The organism is Candidatus Melainabacteria bacterium RIFOXYA2_FULL_32_9 (genome assembly GCA_001784615.1).
In the GTDB taxonomy this organism is placed as follows: Bacteria; Cyanobacteriota; Vampirovibrionia; order Gastranaerophilales; family UBA9579; genus UBA9579.
Map to the genome: position 1 here is coordinate 24,383 of MFRQ01000153.1, position 25,743 is coordinate 50,125.

At 32.0% G+C, this 25,743-nt stretch carries 20 protein-coding genes; 10 read left to right on the top strand and 10 right to left on the bottom strand.

Annotated elements, in window-relative coordinates; translation table 11 throughout:
* The first annotated feature begins 6 nt into the window (after positions 1 to 6).
* The gene (locus A2255_07590) at positions 7 to 1,632 is read left to right on the top strand and encodes a hypothetical protein (GenBank protein ID OGI17250.1); all 1,626 of its coding nucleotides are present in this window, start codon (positions 7 to 9) and stop codon (positions 1,630 to 1,632) included.
* Between the two features lie 282 nt (positions 1,633 to 1,914).
* Complete coding sequence (locus A2255_07595) at positions 1,915 to 3,093, top strand: hypothetical protein (GenBank protein OGI17251.1); 1,179 nt, start codon at positions 1,915 to 1,917, stop codon at positions 3,091 to 3,093.
* On the opposite strand, the gene A2255_07600 is transcribed toward A2255_07595, so the two are convergent.
* Positions 3,090 to 3,869, bottom strand: coding sequence for a hypothetical protein (locus A2255_07600; GenBank protein OGI17252.1), 780 nt, complete (start codon positions 3,867 to 3,869; stop codon positions 3,090 to 3,092). The genes A2255_07595 and A2255_07600 overlap by 4 nt on opposite strands.
* 134 nt (positions 3,870 to 4,003) lie before the next feature.
* Between A2255_07600 and A2255_07605 the strand changes: the two genes are divergently transcribed.
* Positions 4,004 to 5,713 carry a hypothetical protein gene (locus A2255_07605; GenBank protein ID OGI17253.1) on the top strand — a complete coding sequence of 570 codons (1,710 nt, stop codon included), beginning with the start codon at positions 4,004 to 4,006 and terminating at the stop codon, positions 5,711 to 5,713.
* 22 nt (positions 5,714 to 5,735) lie between these two features.
* Positions 5,736 to 7,331: a murein biosynthesis integral membrane protein MurJ gene (locus A2255_07610; GenBank protein OGI17254.1), complete on the top strand. Its 1,596-nt coding sequence runs from the start codon at positions 5,736 to 5,738 to the stop codon at positions 7,329 to 7,331.
* Between the two features lie 56 nt (positions 7,332 to 7,387).
* On the opposite strand, the gene A2255_07615 is transcribed toward A2255_07610, so the two are convergent.
* The 5 genes from A2255_07615 to A2255_07635 all read right to left on the bottom strand — a co-directional run bounded on the left by A2255_07615 (position 7,388) and on the right by A2255_07635 (position 15,547).
* On the bottom strand, positions 7,388 to 7,792 hold the full coding sequence (locus A2255_07615; GenBank protein ID OGI17255.1) for a hypothetical protein: 405 nt from the start codon (positions 7,790 to 7,792) through the stop codon (positions 7,388 to 7,390).
* 1,242 nt (positions 7,793 to 9,034) lie between these two features.
* Positions 9,035 to 10,282 (bottom strand): tyrosine--tRNA ligase, encoded by a 1,248-nt coding sequence (locus A2255_07620; GenBank protein ID OGI17256.1) that lies wholly within the window; start codon positions 10,280 to 10,282, stop codon positions 9,035 to 9,037.
* Between the two features lie 8 nt (positions 10,283 to 10,290).
* Positions 10,291 to 11,508, bottom strand: a complete 1,218-nt coding sequence (locus A2255_07625) for a tryptophan synthase subunit beta (GenBank protein OGI17257.1) — start codon at positions 11,506 to 11,508, stop codon at positions 10,291 to 10,293.
* Between the two features lie 206 nt (positions 11,509 to 11,714).
* A complete protein-coding gene (locus tag A2255_07630; protein ID OGI17258.1) occupies positions 11,715 to 14,030 on the bottom strand; it encodes a carbamoyltransferase HypF in 2,316 nt (771 codons plus the stop codon).
* A gap of 593 nt (positions 14,031 to 14,623) precedes the next feature.
* Positions 14,624 to 15,547 (bottom strand): riboflavin biosynthesis protein RibF, encoded by a 924-nt coding sequence (locus tag A2255_07635; protein ID OGI17259.1) that lies wholly within the window; start codon positions 15,545 to 15,547, stop codon positions 14,624 to 14,626.
* A gap of 265 nt (positions 15,548 to 15,812) precedes the next feature.
* Here A2255_07635 and A2255_07640 point away from each other — a divergent pair, with 265 nt between their 5' ends.
* Positions 15,813 to 16,895, top strand: a complete 1,083-nt coding sequence (locus A2255_07640; protein ID OGI17260.1) for a sugar ABC transporter ATP-binding protein — start codon at positions 15,813 to 15,815, stop codon at positions 16,893 to 16,895.
* A gap of 159 nt (positions 16,896 to 17,054) precedes the next feature.
* On the opposite strand, the gene A2255_07645 is transcribed toward A2255_07640, so the two are convergent.
* Together A2255_07645 and A2255_07650 are read right to left on the bottom strand one after the other, a co-directional pair.
* Positions 17,055 to 17,951, bottom strand: coding sequence for a hypothetical protein (locus A2255_07645; protein OGI17261.1), 897 nt, complete (start codon positions 17,949 to 17,951; stop codon positions 17,055 to 17,057).
* A gap of 194 nt (positions 17,952 to 18,145) precedes the next feature.
* On the bottom strand, positions 18,146 to 19,399 hold the full coding sequence (locus tag A2255_07650; protein ID OGI17262.1) for a hypothetical protein: 1,254 nt from the start codon (positions 19,397 to 19,399) through the stop codon (positions 18,146 to 18,148).
* 638 nt (positions 19,400 to 20,037) lie between these two features.
* Between A2255_07650 and A2255_07655 the strand changes: the two genes are divergently transcribed.
* The gene (locus A2255_07655) at positions 20,038 to 20,229 is read left to right on the top strand and encodes a 50S ribosomal protein L28 (GenBank protein OGI17263.1); all 192 of its coding nucleotides are present in this window, start codon (positions 20,038 to 20,040) and stop codon (positions 20,227 to 20,229) included.
* A gap of 229 nt (positions 20,230 to 20,458) precedes the next feature.
* Here the strand turns inward: A2255_07655 and A2255_07660 are convergent, their stop codons facing one another.
* The gene (locus tag A2255_07660; protein ID OGI17264.1) at positions 20,459 to 20,656 is read right to left on the bottom strand and encodes a hypothetical protein; all 198 of its coding nucleotides are present in this window, start codon (positions 20,654 to 20,656) and stop codon (positions 20,459 to 20,461) included.
* A 55-nt stretch (positions 20,657 to 20,711) separates the two neighbouring features.
* Between A2255_07660 and A2255_07665 the strand changes: the two genes are divergently transcribed.
* The 3 genes from A2255_07665 (at position 20,712) to A2255_07675 (ending at position 23,412) form a co-directional block, all read left to right on the top strand.
* Positions 20,712 to 21,410: a hypothetical protein gene (locus tag A2255_07665; GenBank protein ID OGI17265.1), complete on the top strand. Its 699-nt coding sequence runs from the start codon at positions 20,712 to 20,714 to the stop codon at positions 21,408 to 21,410.
* A 325-nt stretch (positions 21,411 to 21,735) separates the two neighbouring features.
* A complete protein-coding gene (locus A2255_07670) occupies positions 21,736 to 22,011 on the top strand; it encodes a hypothetical protein (GenBank protein OGI17266.1) in 276 nt (91 codons plus the stop codon).
* Between the two features lie 546 nt (positions 22,012 to 22,557).
* Entirely contained in the window at positions 22,558 to 23,412 is an 855-nt protein-coding gene (locus A2255_07675) for a hypothetical protein (protein OGI17267.1), read from the top strand.
* A gap of 193 nt (positions 23,413 to 23,605) precedes the next feature.
* On the opposite strand, the gene A2255_07680 is transcribed toward A2255_07675, so the two are convergent.
* Positions 23,606 to 24,676, bottom strand: a complete 1,071-nt coding sequence (locus A2255_07680; protein OGI17268.1) for a hypothetical protein — start codon at positions 24,674 to 24,676, stop codon at positions 23,606 to 23,608.
* A 298-nt stretch (positions 24,677 to 24,974) separates the two neighbouring features.
* Here A2255_07680 and A2255_07685 point away from each other — a divergent pair.
* On the top strand, positions 24,975 to 25,743 hold a 769-nt coding region (locus A2255_07685), incomplete at its 3' end, for a hypothetical protein (protein ID OGI17269.1).

Here is a 25,743-nt window from a genome sequence, read left to right on the forward strand (position 1 = left end):
AACTCTATGTCAAATAAATTCAACGAAGAGAAATTCATATATACACCTGCTCCAAAAGAAAAAGATGCTATTCCATTCTGGTGGTGTTTTCCAAGTACATACCAAATTGGCATGGCATCACTGGGATACTTAAGCTTATTCAGAATTTCAGACCAAAATAAAGACGTTTATCCGGAAAGAATTTTTACTAACACTGAAAAAACTACGCATAAAATAAGCGTAGTTGAACTTGCCGGTTTTTCATTTTCTTTCGAACTGGATTTTTTGAGTATATTCAAGATTTTAGAAAAATATAATATACCCTTCAAAGCCTCAGATCGAACAGAGGGATATCCTCTTATTTTTGGGGGAGGGCCCGTTTTAACTGCTAATCCTGAACCTTATGCTGAGTTTTTTGACTTTATTATAACGGGAGAAGGGGAAGAAATAATTCCTGAACTTGTTACAGCTTATAAAAAAATTCGTCACTTAAGTAAAAAAGAAAAGTTAATATATCTTGCTCAAATTTCAGGTATTTATGTCCCGTCTTTGTACAATATTGAATATCATCCCGATAATACAATTAAATCTTTTACCCCAGATATACCAGAAGCTCAAGAAACAGTAACCAGAAGATGCATAATGGACTTAAGTAAATGCATTTATAGCCCGATTCTTACAGAAAAATCTGTATTTCCTAATATGTTTTTAATAGAAACAGCCAGAGGCTGTCCAAAAAGATGTCGTTTCTGCCTTGCAAGTTATTTAAGTCTACCTGCAAGATATCCTGATTTAGAAGGCATCCTAAATGCAATAGACACAGGACTTGAATATTCTAACAAAATAGGACTTCTTGGAGCTTTAATAACCGAACATCCACATTTTGAAAAAATTTGCGAATATCTTTTAGCTAAAAGACAGGAAAAAGAATTTGAGATTTCTGTATCTTCTTTAAGAATAGATAAAATAACCCCATTAATAGTAAAAATGCTTGTTGAAGGAGGCCAAAGAAATACAACAATAGCGATTGAAGCCGGTAGTGAACAGTTAAGAAAATTTATCAATAAAAATCTTTCTAATGAAGACATACTTAATGGAATAAAAATAGCCAGGGAAAATGGTTTAACAGGCTTAAAAGTTTACGGCATAATTGGACTTCCTTCTGAGACAGAAGCAGATATTACCGAGCTTATTAACTTAATGAAAGAAATAAAAAAAGAAAATAAAGGATTAAAGCTGACTTTGAGTATAAGTTCCTTCGTCCCTAAAGCCCACACTCCATTACAATGGGATAAAAGAGAAAAAAATAAGACTTTGCAGGATAAGCTCAATTATCTTCAAAAAGAACTAAATAAAGCCGGGATACTTTTTAAACCGACAAGCCTTAAATGGGACTACATTCAGGCAGTTTTATCAAGAGGAGATAGAAGATTAGCGCCTTTATTGGAAAAAGTTTATGAATATTCAGGTACGCTGGGCAGCTGGGGCAGAGCTTATAAAGAATTAACCGAGGAAGAAAAGTTGGATATTCCTGAGCTAGATTGGTATGCGCTTAGAGAAATCCCTTATGATGAAATCCTCCCCTGGGATTTTATAGATACAGGATTAAACAGAAAAACACTCGAAAAAGAACGAGAAAAAGCTTACAAATAAATTATTGCAGTCATTGCGAGTACTTCGTACTGTCATAGGTCATCAATTGTTGCAATAATATCCCGCTGTTATTGCGAACTTTTCAACAGAGATATTTTAAAAATTTATCTTGTGAAGCAATCTCTAAGCATCTTTTTTTGAATTCTCGGATAGGATCTTATTACATACTTAAGAGTAATAAATGTTAATTTATCTTAAACTCCTAAATTTAAAAAGCATTTTTTTAAATTTAGGAGTTTTTACTTATTTGAAAATCGTTATTCTAGCCCCAAAGGAGTAATTATGAATTCAATTGTAAACTCGAATACTAATTTCACTAAATACCAGCCATCAAATTTAGCTCAACCCAAATATAATAATATTGTACCTTTTAGAAATACTCATAAAAACGATCTTATAAGCTTTGCAGGAAAAGCAACTGATCCGGAAAAAGAGGCCAAAATAAATGAAATAGTTAAAGCAATAAAAAATGCTAAGAAAGTTGCCGTATTAACTCACGTATCAGCCGATGGAGATGCTGTAGGCTCACTTGCAGCAATGAGAGAACTAGTTGCAAAACAAAAGAACGTTAAAAAGGTAGAAGCATTTATTGTAGGCAACATACCTGAAAACTTCAAATCCTTAGAAGATACAAAATCATTCCAATACATAACTAAGAAAACTCCTGGAAATATTCTTAACGAGAAATACGATTTGGTAATTACTGTTGATGCTGCCAGAAAATATATGCTTGCTAATGCAGCAAAAATATTCGATAACGCAGATAAAACTATTAAAATTGACCATCACCCTGATAGCGAAGATTATGCAAAAATAAACCTTGTTGATGAAAATGCCTCTTCTGCATCTCAAGTTATAAAAGAGCTTGTAAAGCCATTAGGAGTTAAATTAACTAAAAACATAGCATCAGATCTTTATCTGGCTCTTCTTACAGACACACAAGGTTTTAGATTTCCTAAAGATCCTGTCAAAGCTTTTGAAGATGCAACTGATTTAAGCAAAACAGGTATAGATGTACAAAATATATATAGAAACTGTATGGATAGAATCTCAAAGCCACTATTAGATGTGTACACAAAAGCCTTACAAAACATTGAATTTTCTAATGATGGTTCTATAGCATACTATATTCAAGATCAGGAAACCCAAAAAGCCTACCCTGAAGAAGTACAAAAAGACAGGGCAGGAGCTAAGGAAGTATTGAAGAAAATTTACGAGATAATACTTCCAAATATTAAAGGTGTTAAAGCCTCAATGATGTTAAATGAGACTTTCGATGGTGCAACTACAGCAAGTCTTAGAGGAAGAGATATACCTGTAAATGACATAGCAAAGCAATTTGGCGGTGGTGGCCATGAATTTGCTGCCGGGTGCAAAATAAACGAAAAACCGGAAAAAGCTCTTGAAATCCTACTAAAAGCATTTCAAGAGAAAAAAGAAAGAGAAACTAATAATAATTAAGATAAATTCAAATTTTTTATCAATTCAAGCCTCTCTCTTTTAGAAAAAGGCTTGACATAATTCATCAATAAATCAATCACATTTAAATAAGCATATTGAGCCTCATCAAACTCAATTTTACAAACGTGTCTTGTTAAATCACTATAATAATTTAATATTTGAGAATATAATTCAGAAAAAAATTCTCTGTAATCTTCAAATTGGTATTTATCAAGGCTAAGTTGAGATATACCTGGGTCATAAAAAAGATTATTACTGGATTTCATACTGTAATATTTAATAATCTTATGCCAGGCCTGAACTTGCTTACATATTATCTTGTTCTGCAATAACTCTTCAGATAAAACATGCCCTAATTCATGTGCAAAAGTATCAAGAAACAAGCTTTTATCATATTCACCTGTAATATATTCAAGTGGAATTATTATAATTTTATCACCATAAGAGCTATAATCAGTGTTTAAAGAGAAGCATAATTCATTTATATTATTTAAAAGTAGTTCACCAGAATGTTCAAGCATCCTTCTTATAGCAATAATAAAATCAACAGGAATATCTATATAAACGCCTTCAGGCCAATTTAAAATAGGAGGAAATCTATAAACATAAATATTTGATATAAGTTCATAGATTTTATTTGTCTTAAAATATGACTGTAAAACAAGATTTTTAATATCAATGTCATGAAAATTACAATAAAAAATTTTTCTTGAATAATCCTGAAAACTAAAGGTTTTTAATTTATGAGAATAAAATTTCTGTTTAAACCCTAACATCTTAATTACCGTCAAAATAAAATTAGTATGGTAACCTATATATACAGACAACTTGATCATAAAAATAGACTAAAAGATGATATACATATAATAATGAATGTTAGATCAATTTTAATCCCAAAAAGGGGCAATATATGAAACAAAGAATCATATTAATTATCGTAATTTTTATTATTACTCTTGCAGGGTTAATATTTGTGCATAAAAATTTCCTAATGACAAAAGCACAGACTTTCAACCCCACAAACAATAAAAATATGATTAGGGTTGGAATAAGCACAAATGATTTTAGTAAGTTTGAGTATGATGAAATCAGTATTACTTCAAGAGGAAGATTTGAGTTTATAGATAAAAACACTGGTTTGTCCATAGCAAACTCAGCAGGAAATGATATATTCACAATTAAAATAACTGACACAATGATGTCCGTTTATAATTCAGACAAACCTATAGCAAAAAATATAATCGGTCCAATAAGTATTAAGTCTCAAAATAATACACCTTTTGAAATAGTTGACCTGAAAAGAAAAGGAAAACCTGCGCTTTATCGAGGGGAATTTGAAATAATTAAATCCCCAACAAAAAATAATAAATTTTCTGTTGTAAATATTTTACCCCTAGAAGATTATCTAAAAGGGGTAGTACCTAATGAATTGCCTACTCATTTTGGCTTAGAAGCACTAAAAGCTCAAACAGTGGCTGCAAGAAATTATGCAATAAAGCCAAGGGTAAAACAATATTCTCAATTCGACATCTGTGATTCAGTAGAATGTCAGGTATATTTTGGGTATAACACAGAAGAATATTTATCAAACAAAGCTATAGAAGAAACAAAAGGACTTGTGGGTTTATATAATGATGATGTTATCCTGGCATTATACAGTTCTACTGCCGGCGGATACACAGAAAATTATGAAAATGCTTTTTCTGAAACAGGAAGTACAAAATTCCCCGCAACTCCATTACCATATTTGAAAGGAAAACCTGATATTGCAGGAACTCCAGTATTAAATAGTGAAAAAGCAGCAAGAAATTTTTATTCTTCTTCTCCCCCTAGTTTTGACGTAAACTCACATTACTACAGATGGACAAAAACCTGGTCAAGAGCAGAACTTGAATCAATTGTTAATAAAAATCTTATTAAATACTATTCCCCATCATTTATTTACCCAAAACCGGAAAAAGAATCTAACATAGGAACATTGCAAAAGATAGAAGTACTATCAAGAGGAGTATCCGGCAAAGCTATGATTGTAAAAATCATAACAAATAATGGAGAATGGCACGTATTAAAAGAACTGGTTATTAGAAGAGTTTTTGAAAATTCAGGAAAAATACTTCCAAGCGCTAACGTAATTTTCAACAATATATATGATTCTAACGGGAACCTTGTACAAATAGAAGCATTTGGAGGTGGACTGGGGCATGGTGTTGGTATGAGTCAATATGGTGCAGGTTATATGAGCAAGTCCGGCTATACCTTTGATAAGATACTTCAACATTATTATGATGGCATCTCTATAGGCACCTGGCCCATAATATTAACTACAGGAAATATCACAACACCAATAACACAAACCTTTACCTCTCCTACTGGCAAGGCAAGCTTAATCATAGATAATAAAGATCATATAAATAATCTTAAAATAACAGTAAACTCAAATGAGATTATTGTTTCAAAAGATGAATTAAATAGTGATAAAGTTAAAATAAATCTTGATAAATATACCTATAAAGGAGTAAATGAAATAGTATACTATCCCCTCGAAGAGCAAAAAGCAAAAAATATAAAAGCATGGATAGAGGTTTTTGCACCAAATACGAGCAAAACAAGTGTTAACTAGACTTGAAGAGTAAAAAACCAAAATGACAAAAAGTAATCTAATTAAAGTAGCTGGGTTAATAGCAGTAATAACCATTCTGAGTAAACTTGTAGGATTCTTAAGAGATGTGGTGACAGCTGGAGCTTATGGTGCAACTACAATTAGTGATGCTTATTTCTATGCTTATCAAATACCTGCATTTGCATTAATTCTGCTTGGGGGATTAGGTGGACCTTTTCATACTGCAACAATTGCTGTTTTTTCTAAAATAATACCTGATATTGAAGAAAAACCTTCAAAAGAAGTTCAAAGTCTTTTAAATTCTTTTATAACAATAACGGGCATATGCTTTTTAGCATTAACCATATTAGTCTGGATATTTGCAGATCCAATAATAAAAGCTATAGCAGCAAATGCAAGTCCAGAATTGCATAATCTGGCAACATTACAATTAAAAATAATGGCTCCAATAATGTTAATAGGTGGAGTTATAGGGATATTATACGGAATCTCTAACGTATATAAAGAATTTATGTTTACTGCCCTAAGCCCAACAATGGTAAGTATAGTAATAATCGGAGCAATATTAGTATTTAGAAACGATTCTACAGGAATAATTCTTGCCTGGGGCACCTTAATAGGCGCATTAGTTCAACTTTTAATACAATTACCTGTATTTTTCAAATCAGGTTTTACATATAAACCTGAATTTAAATTTTTCGATGAAAAAATAAAAAATATCAGAAAAATCCTCCTCCCTGCAATGATCGGAACAACCATAGGGCAAATAAATATATATGTAGATATGTTCTTTGCTTCTCAATTAATCGCAGGAGCCTGGACTGCTATTGGATATGCAAATAGAATTTTTCAATTCCCTGTTGGAATCATAATAACAGCCTTACTGGTTCCATTATTTCCTATGTTTTCAACATTTGTTGGAAAAAGAGACTGGGACTCCCTTAAATATTATTTCCATAGAGGCTTAACATCATTATGGTTTATGTCCTTTCCAATTCTGGCTTTCATAATTATTTTTGCACAAGATGGAATAAAATTACTGCTTGAAAGAGGCCAATTTGATGCTAACGATACATATATGGTAAGTTTAGCTCTTATATATTTATCTATCTCAATAATCCCATATGTAGCAAGAGATACCTTAACTAGAGTATTCTATGCATTTGATGATTCTAAAACCCCATTTTACGTAGCTATGGTTTCAATTATAGTCAAAGCGACCCTGAATTTTATGCTCATAGGACATCTTGGCATTGGAGCCATAACTCTATCTACTACAGCAGTGACTATTATTAATTGTTTATTGCTGGCAATATTTATCAGAAACAAGATCGATCTTGAGTTTAAGCAGTTTATATCTCCTACGTTAAAAATCATTTTTGCTACTCTAACTATGTCAGCTATTGCCTTTGGATTTAAATGGTATTTCGAACAGGCAATGCCTGATACCTTACTTTATCTGACATTAAAACTCACAATTTGTGGAGTTATAAGCATAATAGTATATTTCATTACAGGCAAACTATTAAAACTTGGTGCAGCTGAACACGTTTTAGAACGGTTAAAAACTATGATTTGCAAGAAACCTATTACAGATACTGCTATATCAGGTGAATAAAAAAGAAAATTCAGCTGGTTAGCTGAATTTTCTTTTTTATTTAGACCACTAATTACTTATTTTTCATCATTTTTAGTTTTTAATTTTTTATCTTCTTTTTCCTGTTTTTCTTTAGCTTTTTTATTTTCTTTTTCTTTTGTTGCTTGAGCATTAAGAACAGGACTATCATAAATATAATCTCGTCCTGCATCACCACCATCTAAATTCCTGTTCATACGTTCTGCTGATGCTGCCATTCTTTCTAACATATTAATTATATAATTAATCCAGTTTTCTTCAAGAACCCTATTTTCTTCAGTTCTTTTTTCATTAGCTCGCTTTTCAGGATCAATAAATATACTTATATTTGGTTCTTTATCATCCTTTGAAATACTTTCTTTCTTTTTACTTAAGCTTTGAATTTCTGTTTTTAAAGCAGTAGCATCAACATTACCATTCATTTGTAAACTAGGACTGCTCATAAGTTACCCCCAAATTTATCTATACATAAAAACACCTCTAATTTATTAAAAACAAAATAGATTTAAAAATTGCCTATAAAATATAGAATTATGAAATATCTGATATATAAAATTTATCTACCTTGAGTCAAACTAAAAATATAAAAAATCTCACCAGTAGCAAGCATCCAAAAATGATTTTTTTTCATTATGAAGTCTCAAAACAGGACATTGCAGTCTTAACAGCATTATTCTCTTTTTAGAAAATTTAAAAACAGGGTATTTACAGGGAAATTCTTATTTTTTCAACTACTTATAAATATACGTGTATGTAAATTGCAATTATTACTGAATAAAAGAAGCTCAAGTAAATAAGATTCCCTAAAAACATAACAGGGAATTATTTTTGAAATTTTAGTTAAAAAACTTTAAATGTAAAAAATATAATTCCTAAAGCTGCAACTATATTAGAAAGACTATAATAATAAACAAATTACTGATTATGCTTAAGCTTCTCATAGTAATTTTGAAAATATGTAGAACAGTAATGTTTATTTTATACTGATTTTTTGAAACAGATTAAATAAATTAAGAAGTTAGATAATCATTGTTCCAATTGCCAAATGCACAAATATATTCATTACAAAAAGGCTATGGGATTGAGCAGTTAAAAGATTTACCTAAACCTTGGAGAAACATTTAATGATTTCTCAGACACTGCTGTCATTCAAAATCTTGATCTTGTTATAGGAATAGATAGTGCTGGAGCTCTAGATAAACCTGTCTGGTATAAAAGCGCAAGACTATTCAGACCAAAATTAAATGAAAACAGGATAGAGGTTATGAAAAAAGTAAAATCAAGTCTTGAAGAATTATACCCACGAAGGTATTTCTGATGATTTTGTGAATATCAAATAATTATTATTTATAGTATAAATTAAAATTATTGCCATAATAGATAATAACCAAATTAGCTTAATAAGGTAATGCCTTAAGTCAATTATTCGGTTAAGATAGTTCTGGTGGGGTAATTATGGGGTTTTATCTAATGGAATCACTCCAAACAGTAGCGAAATGTTTTGGGATAGTTGGAATCTTTATTCTGCCTTTACTTATCATTATTATTGCTTATTACCTTTTATTTTTAGCATTATAATTGCGTATTCAAAAGACTAAAGAGGCTTCATTACTGAAGTCTCTTTTTATTTACAAGGTTATAATAACTAACAAATCCGCTATTTTATGATTTTATCTCGATAAAATTTATAATTTGACTAACCTGGCAAATTTACGCTTTCCAACTTGCAGAATTAAGGAGTCGTTACCGTTAAATCCAATTTTTTGACCAATATCTGTGACTTTTTCGTTATCAATTTTAACTCCACCACCTTGAATTAAGCGTTTTGCTTCACCTTTACTTTGCGCCAGACCTTTTTCTGCAATAAAATCAATTAATGAAGTCCCTTCATTGACACTAATTTCCTCTATATTCTCAGGTACACCTTTTTTCTGGAATATATTTATAAATTCCTGTTCGGCATTCTGGGCTTCTTCAAGAGAATAATACTCAGTTACTATAATTCGAGCCAGAGTCATCTTATAATCTCTTGGATTTACCTGACCAGATTCTAATTCCTTCTGATAATCCCTTAATTGTTCAGTTGAGACATCGGTAAGCAGCTCAAAATATCTCAAAATTAAGTTATCAGGAATAGACATAATCTTGCCATACATATTTTTAGGATCATCAGTCAAGCTAATACAATGCTCAGGATATGATTTGGACATTTTTACAACACCGTCAGTGCCTTCAAGAAGTGGTAACAGTATTACCATCTGAGGATTTGTCTTACCATAAGCATTCTGAATATCCCTGCCTAAAAGAACGTTAAATCTCTGATCAGTTCCACCAAGCTCAATATCTGAGTTTACTATTACTGAATCATATGCCTGCATAAGAGGATAGAAAAATTCATGTACAGAAATTGGTTTACCTTCAGTATAACGTTTAGAAAAATCTTCTCTTACAAGCATTTGAGCGACCGTTACATTAGATGAAAGTCTTAATAGATCAGTTAATTTCATCTCATGCAACCAGTCCGCATTATTAACAATTTCAGCTTTAGTTACATCAACAACTTTACTCATCTGATCCAGATAAGTTTTAGCATTTTCATCAACTTCTTCCCTGCTAAGGCTTGGTCTTGTTTCTGATTTACCCGACGGATCACCTATCATAGCAGTAGCACCACCAATTATTAATATAACCTGATGCCCTGCAAGCTGAAATTGCTTTAATTTTCTCATTACAACAGTGTGTCCAAGGTGTAAATCAGGTCTTGTAGGATCAAGTCCCAGTTTTACTCTTAAAGGAGTTCCTGTTTCATCTGCTTTTTGAAGTTTTTTTGCAAGTTCCATCACTCCACCAGGTAAAACCTCAGCACCTCTTGCAAGAAACTCGGCTTCCTTTATAAATTTTTCAGCAATTTCTTTATTTTCTACTTTATCCATACTCGCCTCTATTTGTCTGTTAAAATACTCAAAATACTTTCTACATCCTTGTCACCTCTGCCTGACAAGCAGACAGTGACAATATCATCTTTTTTTGTTTTGGGCATAAGTTCTTCTAAATAAGCAAGGGCATGTGAGGATTCAAGAGCAGGTACTATGCCTTCCAGTCTTGTTAGGAGCTTAAATGCATTTAAAGCCTGATCATCATTAATTGGAAAATAACTAACCCGGCCTGTATCTTTCAGGTAACTGTGCTCCGGGCCAACACCGGGATAATCAAGTCCTGCTGAAATACTATGCGCTTCTTCAATTTGCCCATAATTATCCTGAAGCACATAGCTCATAGACCCATGCAATACACCAGCTCTACCTTTAGTAAGGCTTGCAGCATGTTTATTTGTTTCCACTCCACATCCAGCAGCTTCAAGACCAATTAAATTTACATTTTTATCTTTGATAAAACTATAAAACATGCCCATCGAGTTACTTCCTCCGCCTATACAGGCAAGGACATAATCAGGTAATCTTTTTTCCATCTCTAAAGACTGATATCTGGTTTCATTTCCTATAACTGACTGGAAACATCTAACCATTTTAGGATATGGATGGGGTCCAACAGTTGAACCTATTATATAATGGGTATTTTCCACATTTGTCACCCAATCCCTAATGGCCTCACTGGTAGCATCTTTAAGTGTCCTACTACCGGAATATACAGGTGTGACTTTTGAGCCCAATAGTCTCATTCTATCTACATTAACAGCCTGACGCTTCATATCCTCTTCACCCATGTAGACTTCACATTCCAGGCCAAAGAGAGCACAAACCGTAGCCGTTGCAACACCATGCTGACCCGCTCCGGTTTCAGCTATTATGCGTTTTTTACCCATTTTTATAGCAAGCAATATCTGTCCCAGGGTGTTATTGATTTTATGAGCACCTGTATGGTTCAAATCTTCTCTTTTTAAATAAATTTTAGCTTTTCCATAATATTCAGTAAGCCTGGTCGCCAAATATAAAGGTGTTGGCCTTCCTGAATAGTTTTTCATTAAACTATATAGATCATTTAAGAAATTCTCATCTTCCCATGCCTGATTAAACGCTGTTTCCAGTTCAGTTAACGCAGACATTAAAGTTTCAGGCACATATTTCCCACCAAACTCACCAAATCTACCTTTAATATCAGGCAATTTATAGGGCTCATTTTTATCAAAAAAATGGTTCATTATTTTCCCTCAACTAAAATCAAGTTTAATATTAATTTTAGACTAATAAATAATTAAATTAAACACTTTATGAACTCTATTTATAAATAATTCTGATCCTTCAGGCTAAAAATAATAGTACTGAAGGAATTTCTTATGAAAATCTTTATAATTTTTAGAAAACTTATTAGAACGTCTGGTTTCTGAGCCTACATCCACCAAATCCACTAGAAAATCTCACTGGTTATAATATTAGACTTATCTTTATAATCAAGAATTTTATCTCTTTTGATTTTATGAACAAGATATGCAGCCTGGCCTATACTTAAACTCTCATCATTAGTCGAAATATTTTTATGTGTTAAAGGCATTAAACCAACTTTTTCAAGTTCTTTAACAGTTCTTTCAAGTAAAAGCACATTCATCCAGACTGAACCAGATAAAGCAACCTGCTTAATTCCCTTTTTCTTGCTTATTTCAAGACAAGTATGAGCTACCATTTTTGCAAGAGTATTATGAAATTTACCGAGTATCTTAGAAACAGGCTCTTTTAACTCAATATCTTTAGCTATAAACTGTATCAGGCTATTAATATTTTTAATATTGTAATCTTTCAGTAAATATATATCTTCACAGTTCTTATCAGCCAAACTTTCAAGATAGAGAGCCGAATATTCTTCATAATAAGAATGTCTGGCAGCTCCAACTATTGCAGCAACAGCATCAAACAATTTTCCTGCTGATGAAGTCAAGGGCGAGCTTACACCTTTATTCATCAAGCTGGAAAACATATATTCTTCTTCCTGACTAAGTTCTAAATTCTTATACGCAGGATGACTAATATCAATTCCGGCTTTTTGTAATAAACTATAACCTAACCTATAAATCTGAGACTCTTTTCCTTTAACTCCAATCATCTTAAAAACAGGAATATAAGCTGCTCTTTCATATTTTAAATCTCTTGAAACAAGGAATTCCCCACCCCAAACTGTCTGATCAGCACCATATTCTGAACCATCAAATATTACGCCAATAACCGGAGTAGTTATTGCAATATCATTGTCAACAAGGCAACTAATCAAATGGGCATAACTATGCTGCATTTGCGAATATGGGATTTTTAATGTTTTTACATACCTTGTAGAAAAATAATCAGGATTTAAATCACATACGGCATGTTCTGGAGATACATTAAATAACTTGCAAAACAATATTACATTCTTTTTATACAAATCAAAAACATTAGATGTATCTAAATCTCCCATATAAGGACTAACATGGATTCTACCATCCGGAGTAGTAAGAGCAATGGTAGAATTCTGATGAGCTCCACATGCTAAAACTACAGGACAAGAATCCATATCCATTAGGAGTCTATTATTAGGAGCATAGCCTCTAGCTAATCTAAATGAGTACTTTTTGTTATTGGCCACAGTAACAATACTGTCATCTGATCCATTTTTAATATTTAAATCATGGAATAAAATCCCATCAACCAATTCCCCAAATGCGGATTCAGCCTTATGATTATCTATCTCAATTGTTTGACCGCTTTTATTGGCACTACTCATTAATAAAACATTGAAATTACCGCTATCAAATAACAAATAATGAATTGGATTAACAGGAAGCATGACGCCGACTCGATCAAATCCTGAAGCTACATTCGAAGCAAGGTAATCAGGATTTTTAATACGTAATACAACTACCGGTCTCTCTTTTGATGTTAATAATTCCTTCTCAACATCATTTACATAAGCAAATTTTTCTACTTCCTGAATATTTCTTGCCATTACGGTCAGAGGCTTATCTCTTCTAACTTTTATTTCCCTGATTTTTTCTACTGCTTCACTTGAAAAAGCGCTTGAACATAAATAGAAGCAATTAATACTTTTTAAAAGCATTATTCCTTGCTGATCAATAATTCTGGCAGCTACCTTAAAGCTCTCTTCCTGATTAAGATAGACTTTATTTTTATCTTTTAGCCAAATCCTTGGCCCACAAGCATGACAGTTAGAAAAATCCCCATCTAACATTTCCTTACTTATATCTTCTTGACACTCATAGCAATATTCAAATTCACCAAATGAAGAATTTTCCTTGGTAAAAGGCAAAGAATTAATAACACTGTATCTAGGGCCACATTTATTGCAAGCAATAAACGGATAATTATGTTTCCTTGACTTAGAATCGAATAACTTACTTACACAGTCATCACATAATGCTGTATCTTGCGGCACAGGTTCAACGTAATTAAACTCAGAATCGCTCTCAATAATATAAAATCTATTACTGTTTAAAACAGTTACATCATGTGATTCAAACTCTACCACTTTTGACATAGGTTTAGCGTTATCACAAATAGATGATACAAACTCAATTACTGAGTAATTATCACCCTCAACTTCCATAATGATAAATTCATTACAGTACTTAACCCAACCTGATAGTCCAAACTTTTTAACTAAAGAATAAACATAAGAAATAAAAGCTTTAGACCCAATAATACCAGAAATCTTAATACTTTTTCTAACTCTCACCATAGCTAATTTAAATAACCCCTTACAGAACGATATTCTAACAGACTCTCCAACTTAAAGAAGTACCGACTAATTTCCCCTATTTGCTTTAAAACAGATCTAAAAAAATATTGACACTAAAAAGTAAAATTTAACTAAATTAATTATTTATTTTAATAATCGGTTTTCTATAATATCTATAACTAAAATTATTACATAAACACAATTTTGTACAATAGTCATAAGTACATTGACTCTGAGACTTTACGTACACGATTCGATTTAATCTATTATTTAATTAATTTAGTTATTGTTCCATGATACCCGTTTTAAATTCTTTTTAAATATGAATGCCCGAAAACGGTTAACTAAATTTACAAACTTAGAGTCCCTATCCAATAAACAAATTTTTATTGTCAATTGCGAGGTGCTTCGCACTGTATCTGGTTATCAATCATTCCAATAATACCGCTAATATTACAAGGGTACTTCGCACTTTCTTTGGTCAATAATCATTCCAATAATACCTCGCTGTCATTGCGAGCCATGAATCGTGACTTGAAGAAATAATCATACTCGCGTGGCAATCTCATAAACTTATGCAGGTGCACTTGCGACTATAAGTTGGGAGCCAGAACAGTCACGGCCTGACAATCAAGCTTAATCTGCTCTACTAATTCAGCTTCAGAAGCAAACCGCTTTTCGTCTCTCAGTTTTTTAAGAAAAGCTACTTCTATATTCTTGTGATATAAATTTCCACTATAATTTAATACATGAGCTTCCACAAGATTTACGGTAAGATCTCCAAAAGTTGGCCTTTTGCCGACATTAATCACCGCAAAATAATTTTCATTACCAATATAAGCAAGCCCCGAATAAACCCCGGCAGCAGGAGATATCATGTTTTCCGGCAATTCCATATTAGCAGTAGGAAAACCAAGCTGAGTTCCTCTTCGTTTCCCTTGAATTACTGCACCTTTAATGGAAAATGGCCTTCCAAGCAATTTTGAAGCCGAATCAACATCACCACTCGAAATTAAATTTCTTATATCAGAGCTGCTTGCCACCTGACCCTCTATAGCAACAGGAGGAATTACAGTAACTTTGTAACCATATTGCTCACCATATTTCTCAAGCAACTTATGATCACCTTTTTTCTGAGAACCAAATCTATGATTATAACCTATGCTAATGTGCCTAACATTCAATCCTTCCACCAATACACTTTTAATATATTCAACAGCGGATATCTTAGACAATTCTTCAGTAAAATCAAGTAAAAGAACAACCTGAACCCCTAAAGCTTCAAACAATTCAAGTCTATCTTCAAGATTTGTAATTAATTTTAGAGAATTTTTTGATGTAATATACTGAGGATGATTAGCAAAAGTCACCACTGTAGCTAATGCGTCAGTAGTTCTAGATTTTTCTATAGCATCTATAATGACTTTTTGATGTCCAAGATGCACTCCGTCAAACACGCCCTGTGCAAGACATGATGCAGGAATAAGATTGGGTTTTATCTCTCTGAATACTAGCAACTTAGCACCTTTAACTTACATATCTATTAAATTATAATACAAAGACACTCGTACACTTCAATCAACATAGAAAATATTATCAAACGTAATTAACTATTCAAGTTACATACAAAAAATTCTAGTGAATATTAATGAAATGCCATGTTAAAATACAGTGTAAAGAAAAATCTTACGTTAAACTAAAAAAGTTTTTAGGAATAAGTTAAATCAATTTTATTCATTAAATACTTTTTCGACTATTACAGAGTTTGGGTGGGTAGAAAATATGGCAAAAGTCGAATTAAAAAATATTACCAAGATTTACGATAAAACAGAGACTATAAAGAAAACAAGCTTCGATATTAAAGATAAAGAATTCATTGTGCTAGTTGGCCCATCAGGATGTGGTAAATCAACTATATTAAGAATGATCGCCGGGCTTGAAGATATAACAACCGGAGAAATTTACATTGGAGACAGAGTTGTCAATAATGTACACCCAAAAGACAGAAATATTGCAATGGTATTTCAGAATTATGCTCTGTATCCTCATATGAATGTCTATGACAATATGGCATTCGGCCTCAAAATGAGAAAATTCAAGAAGGATGTAATAGATAACAGAGTAAAAGAAGCAGCAAAAGTTTTAGATTTGACAGAATATTTAGAAAGAAAACCAAAACAACTCTCAGGCGGACAAAGACAAAGAGTTGCATTAGGAAGAGCTATAGTTAGAGATCCGGCTGTGTTTTTAATGGACGAACCACTTTCTAACCTTGATGCAAAACTCAGAGTTCAAATGAGGTCAGAAATAAAAAAACTGCATCAAAGACTTCAAACCACATTTATTTATGTAACACACGATCAAGTCGAAGCCATGACAATGGGAGACAGAATTGTTGTGCTTAATAATGGTGTCATTCAACAAGTAGACACACCTAACGCTATTTATAACAAACCAGAAAATATTTTCGTAGCAAGCTTTATTGGCTCACCCGCAATGAACTTTACTGAAGTAGAAACCCTTTCTGATAATACTCTTAAAATAGCAGATCAGTATATAAATGTTGATGATGAATTAATAAGCATCATTAAAAGCAATAATCTAACCGGTAAAAAGGTCATCCTGGGAATAAGACCTGAACACTTTGCCACCGGATCTACTGAATCAAAAAGCATAAAAGTAATTCCTGATCTTGTTGAAATGCTTGGAAGTGAAAAGCTTGTACACTTTATGATTAATAATAAATCATTGACAGCAAAAATATCTCCTGATTTTGAAGCCAAAGTAGGAGAAGAATTGTCATTAGTTTTAGATACATCAAAATGCTTGCTCTTTAATCCTAATACACAAAACAGGTATAAATAAATTACGCTACAAAATCCAGACTCCGCACCTTCGATATACTGGTTATTTTTGCGTTATTGCCAAAACTAATATTTGCCTTACTAGATAATGTCATAAAAGGATCATAAGGGTTATTAGGTTCAGTCTTTACGGTTTTATCAATTTTAAAACCTGCTTTTTCTAACATATTTCCCATTCACTGCAACTGTGATAACCGTCTTCCCTGACAGGAACACCGTCATAAGACGTATAAACTTTGTATAGCATTTCATCCATTACAACGTTAAAAAGCTTCTCTGAATCATTCTTGGCATCAAATTCTCTAACAATTAATTTACCATTAGGACTTAAGATGCGACGAATCTCTTTAAGTAAACCATCAGGATTTTCGGCATGATGTAAAACCGTAAATAAAGTTACTAAATCCTGTGAATTATCAGGTAAAGGGATTTTAACCCCGTCAAATTGTTTAATTGTGAAAGGATAAGTTTTATCAGGTCTTATATATACTTCTAAGCCCGTTACTTTATCTTTCTTTAATTTTAAAGCACTACCTATTGCTGATGTTATTTCTCCATCACCACAACCAACATCAGTAAATATTTCGACTTTCTTATTTCCTAAAATGTCTTTAACTTGCCCTACCCTTCTTTGAAATCTTTTTTCATCATCTGTAGCAAAACTGTTATCTATTTGAGGCCTAATTTTCTCAAAAAATTTGCTTAATTCTTTATAAATTTCATCATTAGACAACTTAGAAGAGCAAAGAGCATCAATACGTTCTAAAAAAGCTTTCCCAAATTCTGGGCACTCTTTAAAATTACCACACATTACAGACTTTTCGATCATTTCACGAACTATGCTATCCTTCCAAGCTTCTTTGATACTTCTCTGTATATTGCCTAGAAATGATATATCATTTTTGTATTCCTGATTTAAAGCTGATGAAAATACATCTTTATCTAAATATGATAGTGACGAAGCTGCTTTTTCTTTATGCAAATTTTTCTGGAAAGCGAGTTGCACTCCAGAATTTATTTTTCGAGAAAAACAGCCAAAACCAACATCACTAATCATACATTTGTTCACTTTATTAATAAACCTTAAAATCCTAAGTTATTTAAGGATAAACCAACTTAAAAAATGCTTTATAAGTATAAAAAATAAGTTTAATTTATATAAAGTTTACAAATTCTATGATTTAGTCATTTTATCTAAACAAATAAAGCCTCTTACTTTGAGTAAGAGGCTTTATAAGCATTTTATAAGAATTACTTATTAACTGTACGATATACAGCCATATGTTCAGGGTTAATAGATAACCAGGTGAATGAAGTTTCTTCACTTTCATCAACCTGTGGCATGCTAATAACAAAAGTACCACCGTATCTACCACGAGAAAACTTAACAACATTCTGTTCAGAAAGTCTTTGAAGTGCTTTTCTAATGGTATTGCTACTAACTTTTAATTGTAAAGCTAATTTACTCATTGCAGGAAGCTTATCGCCAACTTTATAATTCTCTTTAATCAAGAGCTTCATATGACGCTCAACCTTTTCATAGTTATAAAGACTTGCTTCTAAAGCTGAAGCAAAAATTGAATCTGCGTCACTACCATAAAACTGAGCTTCTGATGGTAAACGCATAATAAATGTACCGTATCTACCTCTTTTAGACTTAAGGATGCCTTGCTCGACCAAGCGTTTCATAGCATCATGAACTGTCTTAATACTCACTTTTAAAATATCAGCTAGTTCAAAGTGTGACGGTAATTTATCATTAACCTGAAATCTCTGGCCAATTAATTCTTTTAGATCACGCTCAACTTGATTTACAAGAGTATCTGATTCAAGATTTGCATCAATTTCGTCGCATTCGTCAATAACAGGTATATCTTTTAGAATCCAGTTAGCTTTGTTACCCCTGCAACCTTTTGATTCAATAATACCAATGCTTGCAAGATATTCTAAAGCCAAACGTGTAGTATTTGGTGCACTACCGATAACTTTAGCTAATTCTCTTGATGAAGGAAGTGGCTCACCAACCGAGTATGAATTTTTAACTATGATTTTCTTTAATGCCACTATTGCCTGTTCACGTTTAGAAGTTTGTTTTCTAAGTTCTGCCGCTGGACTACTAATATCTCTGACAAAAGTACCAATACGCTGTTTAGATTCAACATGCCCTTTATCTTCAATAAATCTAATTGCAGTTTGGACAGTACCGATACTAACTCCAAGATGTGCAGCAAGAGCGGCTTTTCTTGGTAGTAAATCATTCTTTTGAAGTTTACCTTCTTTTAATCCCGCTTCAATCCACTGAATTATCCAATCAGCAAGAATATTATCTTTTGTTCTGATTGAAGTTTTAAAATCAGGAAGCTTATTTGGAAGCTCACTAATCTCAATTCTGCGCAAGTTTGCTTTTGTAATGATTTTCTTGTTGTTCAAATTCAATAATTCAGCATTTGCCATAACACTGTCCTTCACTTCTTCCTGTGACCTCAATTCATCTGCGATTACCATATATTTAAAACCTCCTGACTTATACTTAACGAAATACCGTAATATTAAAATTTATAGTAGTACAACAACGTAAACTGATAGCTTGAAATTAAGTCTGCCTGTTTCAGTGGTTATAGTCGATAACTTAAGTTAGGTAATGGATATTACCAAATTTATTTAGCTTCCCTACCTACTTAAATATGTTGTATTTTTAAATAAGTATTCGTTGATAATAATAAAACAAGAGCATGAAAAAAAATTGCTAAAATTTAAAAAAATATTAAGTACAAATTTTTTTTTACGTTATACAAAACAAAAAAAAATCCCAAACCAACCATAAATATTGAGTAAAAAAAATCATAATTTATCAAAAACTTATTTTTTTATTATTAAGATTTTTTAATATCAACTAGAATTTTCATCTAAATGATTTTAATAATCTTAATGGAAATTATAAATTCTGAAAGATTCATCTTATAAACCCAAACTAATAATGACAATACGCTGCAGCTCATTTCAGAAATAAATAAAAACTCAGGTTTCTGGAACAATATAGATAAAAAATAAATCTAAATACTTGATAAGTATTTTGGCTTTAAGTAATATGTTAGTGAAAAAGTTAAAAGAGTTTAAGTATTAAAATATAAGAGGTAAAAACAATGTCCAAACAATGTACAGTATGTGGAAAAACACCATTAAAAGCAAACAAAGTAAGCTTCTCAAACAAGCATCATAGATATCGCCAATTTCCAAACTTACAATCAATAAGAGCAAACATTAACGGTACAGTTAAAAAAATTAGCATATGTACTTCCTGTATAAAAGCTAATAAAGTTCAAAAAGCCATATAATACAAAAAGTTATATAATTAAACTTACCTATTGAATTTTCATCATTCATTATAGTAAGTTTAGTATATATAATATCCAGTTATAATTAACACCTCTTTAAGGTTGCTCCTTAAAGAGGTTCTTTTTATTATGTATACCTAATAAGGACAGCGTAAAAATACTTATGGATTTTGATGAGCGAAGCGAGAGCTTACAATTTCGAAAACGACGAGTTTTTGAAATTGTAAGCTCATTCTAATCCAATAGGTATTTTTGTAGGTGACTCAGTCACACTATTAAAGTCTTTAACTATTTCAACCTTATATATGTGCCTTTGGCACTTCTTATAACCAGCAAATAATCGAGCAATAAAAAATGCGTAAGTATTTTTTATTGCGTCCTTAATATACCCCGGAATCCAATTGCTTTTTCCTTTAATATTTCCCAAAATAATAAAAGATTTTCTAAAAATAAACGTATATATTCGAGGGGAGGCGTTATATATGTATATTCATAATGAATTCCTGGAATTACAAGTTAGCATAGTCTTCTATTTAATAATGATTCCTCTCTGGGCTCTGGCATTCAACAAAATAAGGAAAATCTTTAAACTAGATTCCATCCCCATAATTATCCTGGGAACCGCTTTCTCTTTTACCATATTAATGTTTGATCTACCGTTTTTAATAGAAATCCCGGGCAATATAACCTGCGCTACCCTGCTAAGTATTTTATTCGGACCCTGGACAAGTTTAATAATAATAACTTCAGCTTTAATGATAAAAAGCATTTTTTTCGGAGATGGAGGGATAAGTACTTTTGCGGTAAATAGCTTTATATTAGCCTTTATTACTTCTTTTACAGGTTATTATTTATATAATAAAGTAAATTCCTCAAAAACCTTAAGAACGATTTTTCCTAAACCATTAATTGCAGGAATTAGCGCATATTTTTCATCAATTTTCTCGGTAATATCACTAATATTAATATTTAAACTGCAAATCCTGCTGGTAGGAGTAAATACCTCTTCTGATTTTCCATATACAATACGTAGTATGATAGCTATAATGCTAGCAGAACATTTATTAATTCTCGGACTTATTGAAGCTGCGATAACTATAACAGCCCTTGTCTTTTTAACAAGAGATAATAATTATTTATTAAATCTAATAACCAAAAATAATAAACTTTTAGTCAATTAATTCATTTTATGAACAAAAGGGAAAGCCGCACTTGTCTTAGGGGCGCGGCTATCAGGCTTGGGGAGGAGATTGGGTAATTTCCCAATTCTATGGCTTTATATTATATATATCGGCACGTTTCCAAAAAACTTTAATAATTTTTTTGGTAATATCCATTACCTAATTTAGGTTAACGATTAAAGCCACTGAAGCAGTTAGACTTAGTTTAAAGTTACCAGTTATCGTTGAAGCACTACTATTTTTTTTATTCTTTTAAGATATATTAATTTAGTATTTCAATGGATTGTAGTAATATTATTTAGTAATACAAGGAAACCTGAGAAAAATGGACAAAAAAGAATTAGTTGAACTTCTTCTAGAAAAAAAATTTGGCACTAAAAACCCGGCTGAAATTAAAAATATACTAGAAATTAATATTTTTGAGTCTTTAGACGATTCAGAAAATCCTCTTGGCATTGGAGTAGAAATTATTCTTGAAGATGAAAATGGAAACGAAATAAAAGAAGAGTATCAAATAAACAAAGAAGGTGTAATTTATTCCTGGGGAAACGCACCTGTTATTGATGAAAGAAGTCTTGAAAAGGCCCCAAAGTTAGATTAATCTTAAAACCGTCATACTTAACCTGTTATGGGGTTTATAAAAGCAGAATAATTAAAACATTTTATAATTTATATCTAGTAGTAAGATTTGCAAATAATATATTAAAAGCAAACTCCCTGTCATTGCGAGGTGGCTAAGCCACAGTGACATTGTCAACAATCTTTCTTTAATATACAAAATCATTGATGATATGTTTGTGGCACCGTGGCAATCTATACAATATACTATTCAAGCCTTAAAATTACATTAAAGTTGTACATAGGCAAGATCCTCACGTCGATTCTCTCCTCAGGATGACAATTCGGGGAATTATAGCATATTATTTGTCGATCTATACACTAGTAGAGTGGCCAATAACATACATACCTTACCTCAACGATTATCATAACTTTTGAAACAAAATACTAGTAGTGTGATTCAATTATTAAAGATTGTCAGAAAATTCTAACAAGTAAATAGTCAGGTAATATTGATCCTATTGAGAATGAATATAGTGATATTTATTCATAAACTGTATAGGAGTTAGCTGATTAAGGGGTAATAATTGTGCTTGTTTATTGGAATTTTAACTTAATAAAAATAGAAAATAAGTCTGATTATCAATTTTTTGATAGAGCTTTTCATTTTGGAGATGGAGTTTATGAAACCATAGCTGTTAAAGATGGAAAAGTAATGTTCTTTGATGAACATGCCAACAGGCTTGTAAGTAATGCAAACAGTCTAGATATTCCAATTATAATTGATATACCTGACTTGGGGAAAAATATTGATAATATTATTAAATCAAATAAGATAGATCAAGGTTTTATAAAGGTAATTGTTACTCGTGGGCTTATGACTGATGCCGGATTGAGCTATCCGAAGCCTATGAAACCATCTCTCTTAATCTGGGGACAGAAATGCGGCTTTACTCCATTAAAAGAAAAAAGACCATATAAAGTTATTCAGAGCCAGCATGAAAGAAGAAATCCTTATTCAAAAGTTACTTATACCAAAACTCTAAACTATTTAAGCAATATAATTGCAAAGAATGAAGCGGATGCAGCGGGTTGTGATGAAGCAATATTTCTTAATACCAATGGCAACCTAGCTGAAGGAACCACATCAAACATATTTTTAATTGATAATAATGGAAAAATACACACTCCTGAAGTTGCAAGCGGGCTATTAAACGGTGTTGTAAGGAGTAAAATTATTCTTGCAGCTATTGAACTTGGCTTTGAAATTGAAGAATCAGTTATATCTCCTAATAAATTAAAGCATTCAAAAGGCTGTTTTCTAACGAGTACTCTACTAGATATCCAGCCTGTTAGTGAAATATTAGGAGTGGCTAAATATGAAGTATCAAGTTCTATAGATATTCTTGAACAGCTTGAAAACAAATATCAAAGCTATAGTTAGCGATTTTATTAGGTAATAATTATGTGTCTGGCAGTCATCACGAGCCATTAAATACGGAAGATATCGTTTATCTTAATTGCGAAGTGATCTTAATGATACATGCCTAGGGATTGCTTCACAACTTCGATTTTATAAAATATCCATAATAAAAGGTTCGCAATGACTTTCTCGATCAGTCTTATTTTCTATTATTCTAGCCTATATTTTCAGCTTGTTTACTTTTCTTGGTGATTTTAAAATCTTCATTTTGCTGATAAATTTTTTCTAATTCGGCGAAAGATTTTAATCCTGACTGTGCTCCAAAGCTCTCAACTATGGACGCAGAGTTTATTGATGCAAATATAATGGCTTTTTCAATATCCCAGTTAAATCTCATTAAGCTGGCGACAAAAGTACTGGAAAACGCATCTCCTGCTCCAAGGGTGCTAATTACTTTGGCAGGATAAGCAGGGGCATGGTAAAATGTTTCTCCATCGAATGCTATTACACCTTTACTTCCATCTGTAATGACTACAACTTTAGGTTTATAGGTTTTTAACCTAAAAAGCATCTCGTGAACACTATGTGACCAGGGGTCAAATTCTCCGGGCTTTTGATAAACTTGTTCATGCCCTTCCTGCATCCCTGTAATATTGAATGCTTCTGACTTGTTCATTATTAAGACTTCAGCTGTTGATACAACTTTTTTTAAGTCTTCAACTCCTCTTTTAATTTGAGTAGTTCCAGGGTTAAACGCCATCGAGACCCCGTTTTCTTCTGCAAAATCCGCAATTTTATCGAGTACAAGATTGGAATTCCCACTTAAAGGTGCAATATAAATCCATTTTGATTTTTTTATGTCATCCCAGGGTATTTCATCTAAAGAAATGTGACTATTAGCACCTCTATGAGCAAGAACGGTTCTATCACCTTCAAAACTTGTTAATATTACTGAAAAACCTGTTTTATAGTCATCTGTCTGTAATATTAATGAGCTATCAACTTCTTTTTCTTTTAATCTTCTTAAAACAGCTTCTCCATTAATATCTTTTCCTGTTTTAACTATTGTTGCAGCTTTATATCCCAGATTTGCGAAGTTTACAGCAGAGTTAACCGCTCCACCACCAACATCCAGCGCTGTTTGTTCAACTTCAATTTTGGTGCTGTAATCAAAACATAGAAGAGATTTGCTTGAATTAGCATCCTTTACTTCATGAATTTCCGCAAAATTGCTTTCAATAAATATATCTTGAGTTGCACTGCCTATTGTAATTACGTCAAACATACCAATCCCCTTATAATTTGAGCCTTAATATCTTTTGTAATATTATATAAAATATAAAGTATACTCAAGTTGCTACTTAAATAATCTTGGACGTCATTACGAGGTACTTTGCACTGTCATAAGTCATTAATCCTTACAATAATACTACTAAAGGCACTACGTATTGTCATTGCGAGCCAGGAATCGTGGATAATCAGCAAAATCATACTTGCGTGGCAATCTCTAAGCAATAAATTTATATGGCTAGCAACTTGAATAATGTATATTATAAAACTTTTATATTCAGGTAACTTTAAAAATGTTTTATTTAGAGAATAAATCAGGTATTAAATACTATAAATCCAGCATACTGGATGACAAGAATCTGGTCCATGCTTTTACCACAAGAATTGGTGGTAATACGCCTGAGCCACTTAATTATTTTAGTTTAGGAGCAGCTAATCAGCCTGAGTTTAAGCCTTATATAATTGAGAACAGGCAAAAAATTTGTAAAGTATTGGATCTGGATTATAACCGGATAATAAATCCTGATCAACAACATACTGACAATATAAAGGTTATAACCAGTATAAATGATGATTTATCTTTAACTGATGGTGTAATTACAGCAATTCCAGGACTTGTATTAATGTTATTATTTGCAGATTGTACGCCCATAATTATTTATGCTCCTAAAGAAAGAGTTATTGGCGTAATTCATGCCGGATGGAGAGGGACAGCAAAGAGGATTGTTCAGAAAGCTGTTAACATATTCACCAATGAGTTTAATACATCTGTAGGTGGAATAAAGGTTGCTATTGGTCCGACAATTGGGCAATGTTGTTATCCTGTTTCTAGTGAAGTGGCTCTTGAGTTAAAGCAAAGTATCAGTGAAAATTATAATAGTGTATTTAAAGAAAATATTGATAAAGTTCAAGTGGATTTAAAAAAGTTGAACGCTCAACAATTAATAGAAGTAGGGGTTACAAATATTGATACATTGGATGATTGTACTAGCTGCCAAAATTCATTATTTTATTCATACAGGGCAGATGATGGTAAAACAGGCAGGCATAGTGCAATAGCAA

Coding starts and splice junctions, on each gene's coding strand:
- A2255_07620 (OGI17256.1), bottom strand. CDS start 10,282: ATGGATAAAGTAGAAAATAAAGAAATTGCTGAAAAATTTATAAAGGAA.
- A2255_07680 (OGI17268.1), bottom strand. CDS start 24,676: ATGTTTGACGTAATTACAATAGGCAGTGCAACTCAAGATATATTTATT.
- A2255_07640 (OGI17260.1), top strand. CDS start 15,813: ATGGCAAAAGTCGAATTAAAAAATATTACCAAGATTTACGATAAAACA.
- A2255_07650 (OGI17262.1), bottom strand. CDS start 19,399: ATGGTAATCGCAGATGAATTGAGGTCACAGGAAGAAGTGAAGGACAGT.
- A2255_07615 (OGI17255.1), bottom strand. CDS start 7,792: ATGAGCAGTCCTAGTTTACAAATGAATGGTAATGTTGATGCTACTGCT.
- A2255_07655 (OGI17263.1), top strand. CDS start 20,038: ATGTCCAAACAATGTACAGTATGTGGAAAAACACCATTAAAAGCAAAC.
- A2255_07610 (OGI17254.1), top strand. CDS start 5,736: ATGACAAAAAGTAATCTAATTAAAGTAGCTGGGTTAATAGCAGTAATA.
- A2255_07590 (OGI17250.1), top strand. CDS start 7: ATGTCAAATAAATTCAACGAAGAGAAATTCATATATACACCTGCTCCA.
- A2255_07665 (OGI17265.1), top strand. CDS start 20,712: ATGTATATTCATAATGAATTCCTGGAATTACAAGTTAGCATAGTCTTC.
- A2255_07645 (OGI17261.1), bottom strand. CDS start 17,951: ATGATTAGTGATGTTGGTTTTGGCTGTTTTTCTCGAAAAATAAATTCT.
- A2255_07605 (OGI17253.1), top strand. CDS start 4,004: ATGAAACAAAGAATCATATTAATTATCGTAATTTTTATTATTACTCTT.
- A2255_07670 (OGI17266.1), top strand. CDS start 21,736: ATGGACAAAAAAGAATTAGTTGAACTTCTTCTAGAAAAAAAATTTGGC.
- A2255_07595 (OGI17251.1), top strand. CDS start 1,915: ATGAATTCAATTGTAAACTCGAATACTAATTTCACTAAATACCAGCCA.
- A2255_07630 (OGI17258.1), bottom strand. CDS start 14,030: ATGGTGAGAGTTAGAAAAAGTATTAAGATTTCTGGTATTATTGGGTCT.
- A2255_07600 (OGI17252.1), bottom strand. CDS start 3,869: ATGTTAGGGTTTAAACAGAAATTTTATTCTCATAAATTAAAAACCTTT.
- A2255_07625 (OGI17257.1), bottom strand. CDS start 11,508: ATGAACCATTTTTTTGATAAAAATGAGCCCTATAAATTGCCTGATATT.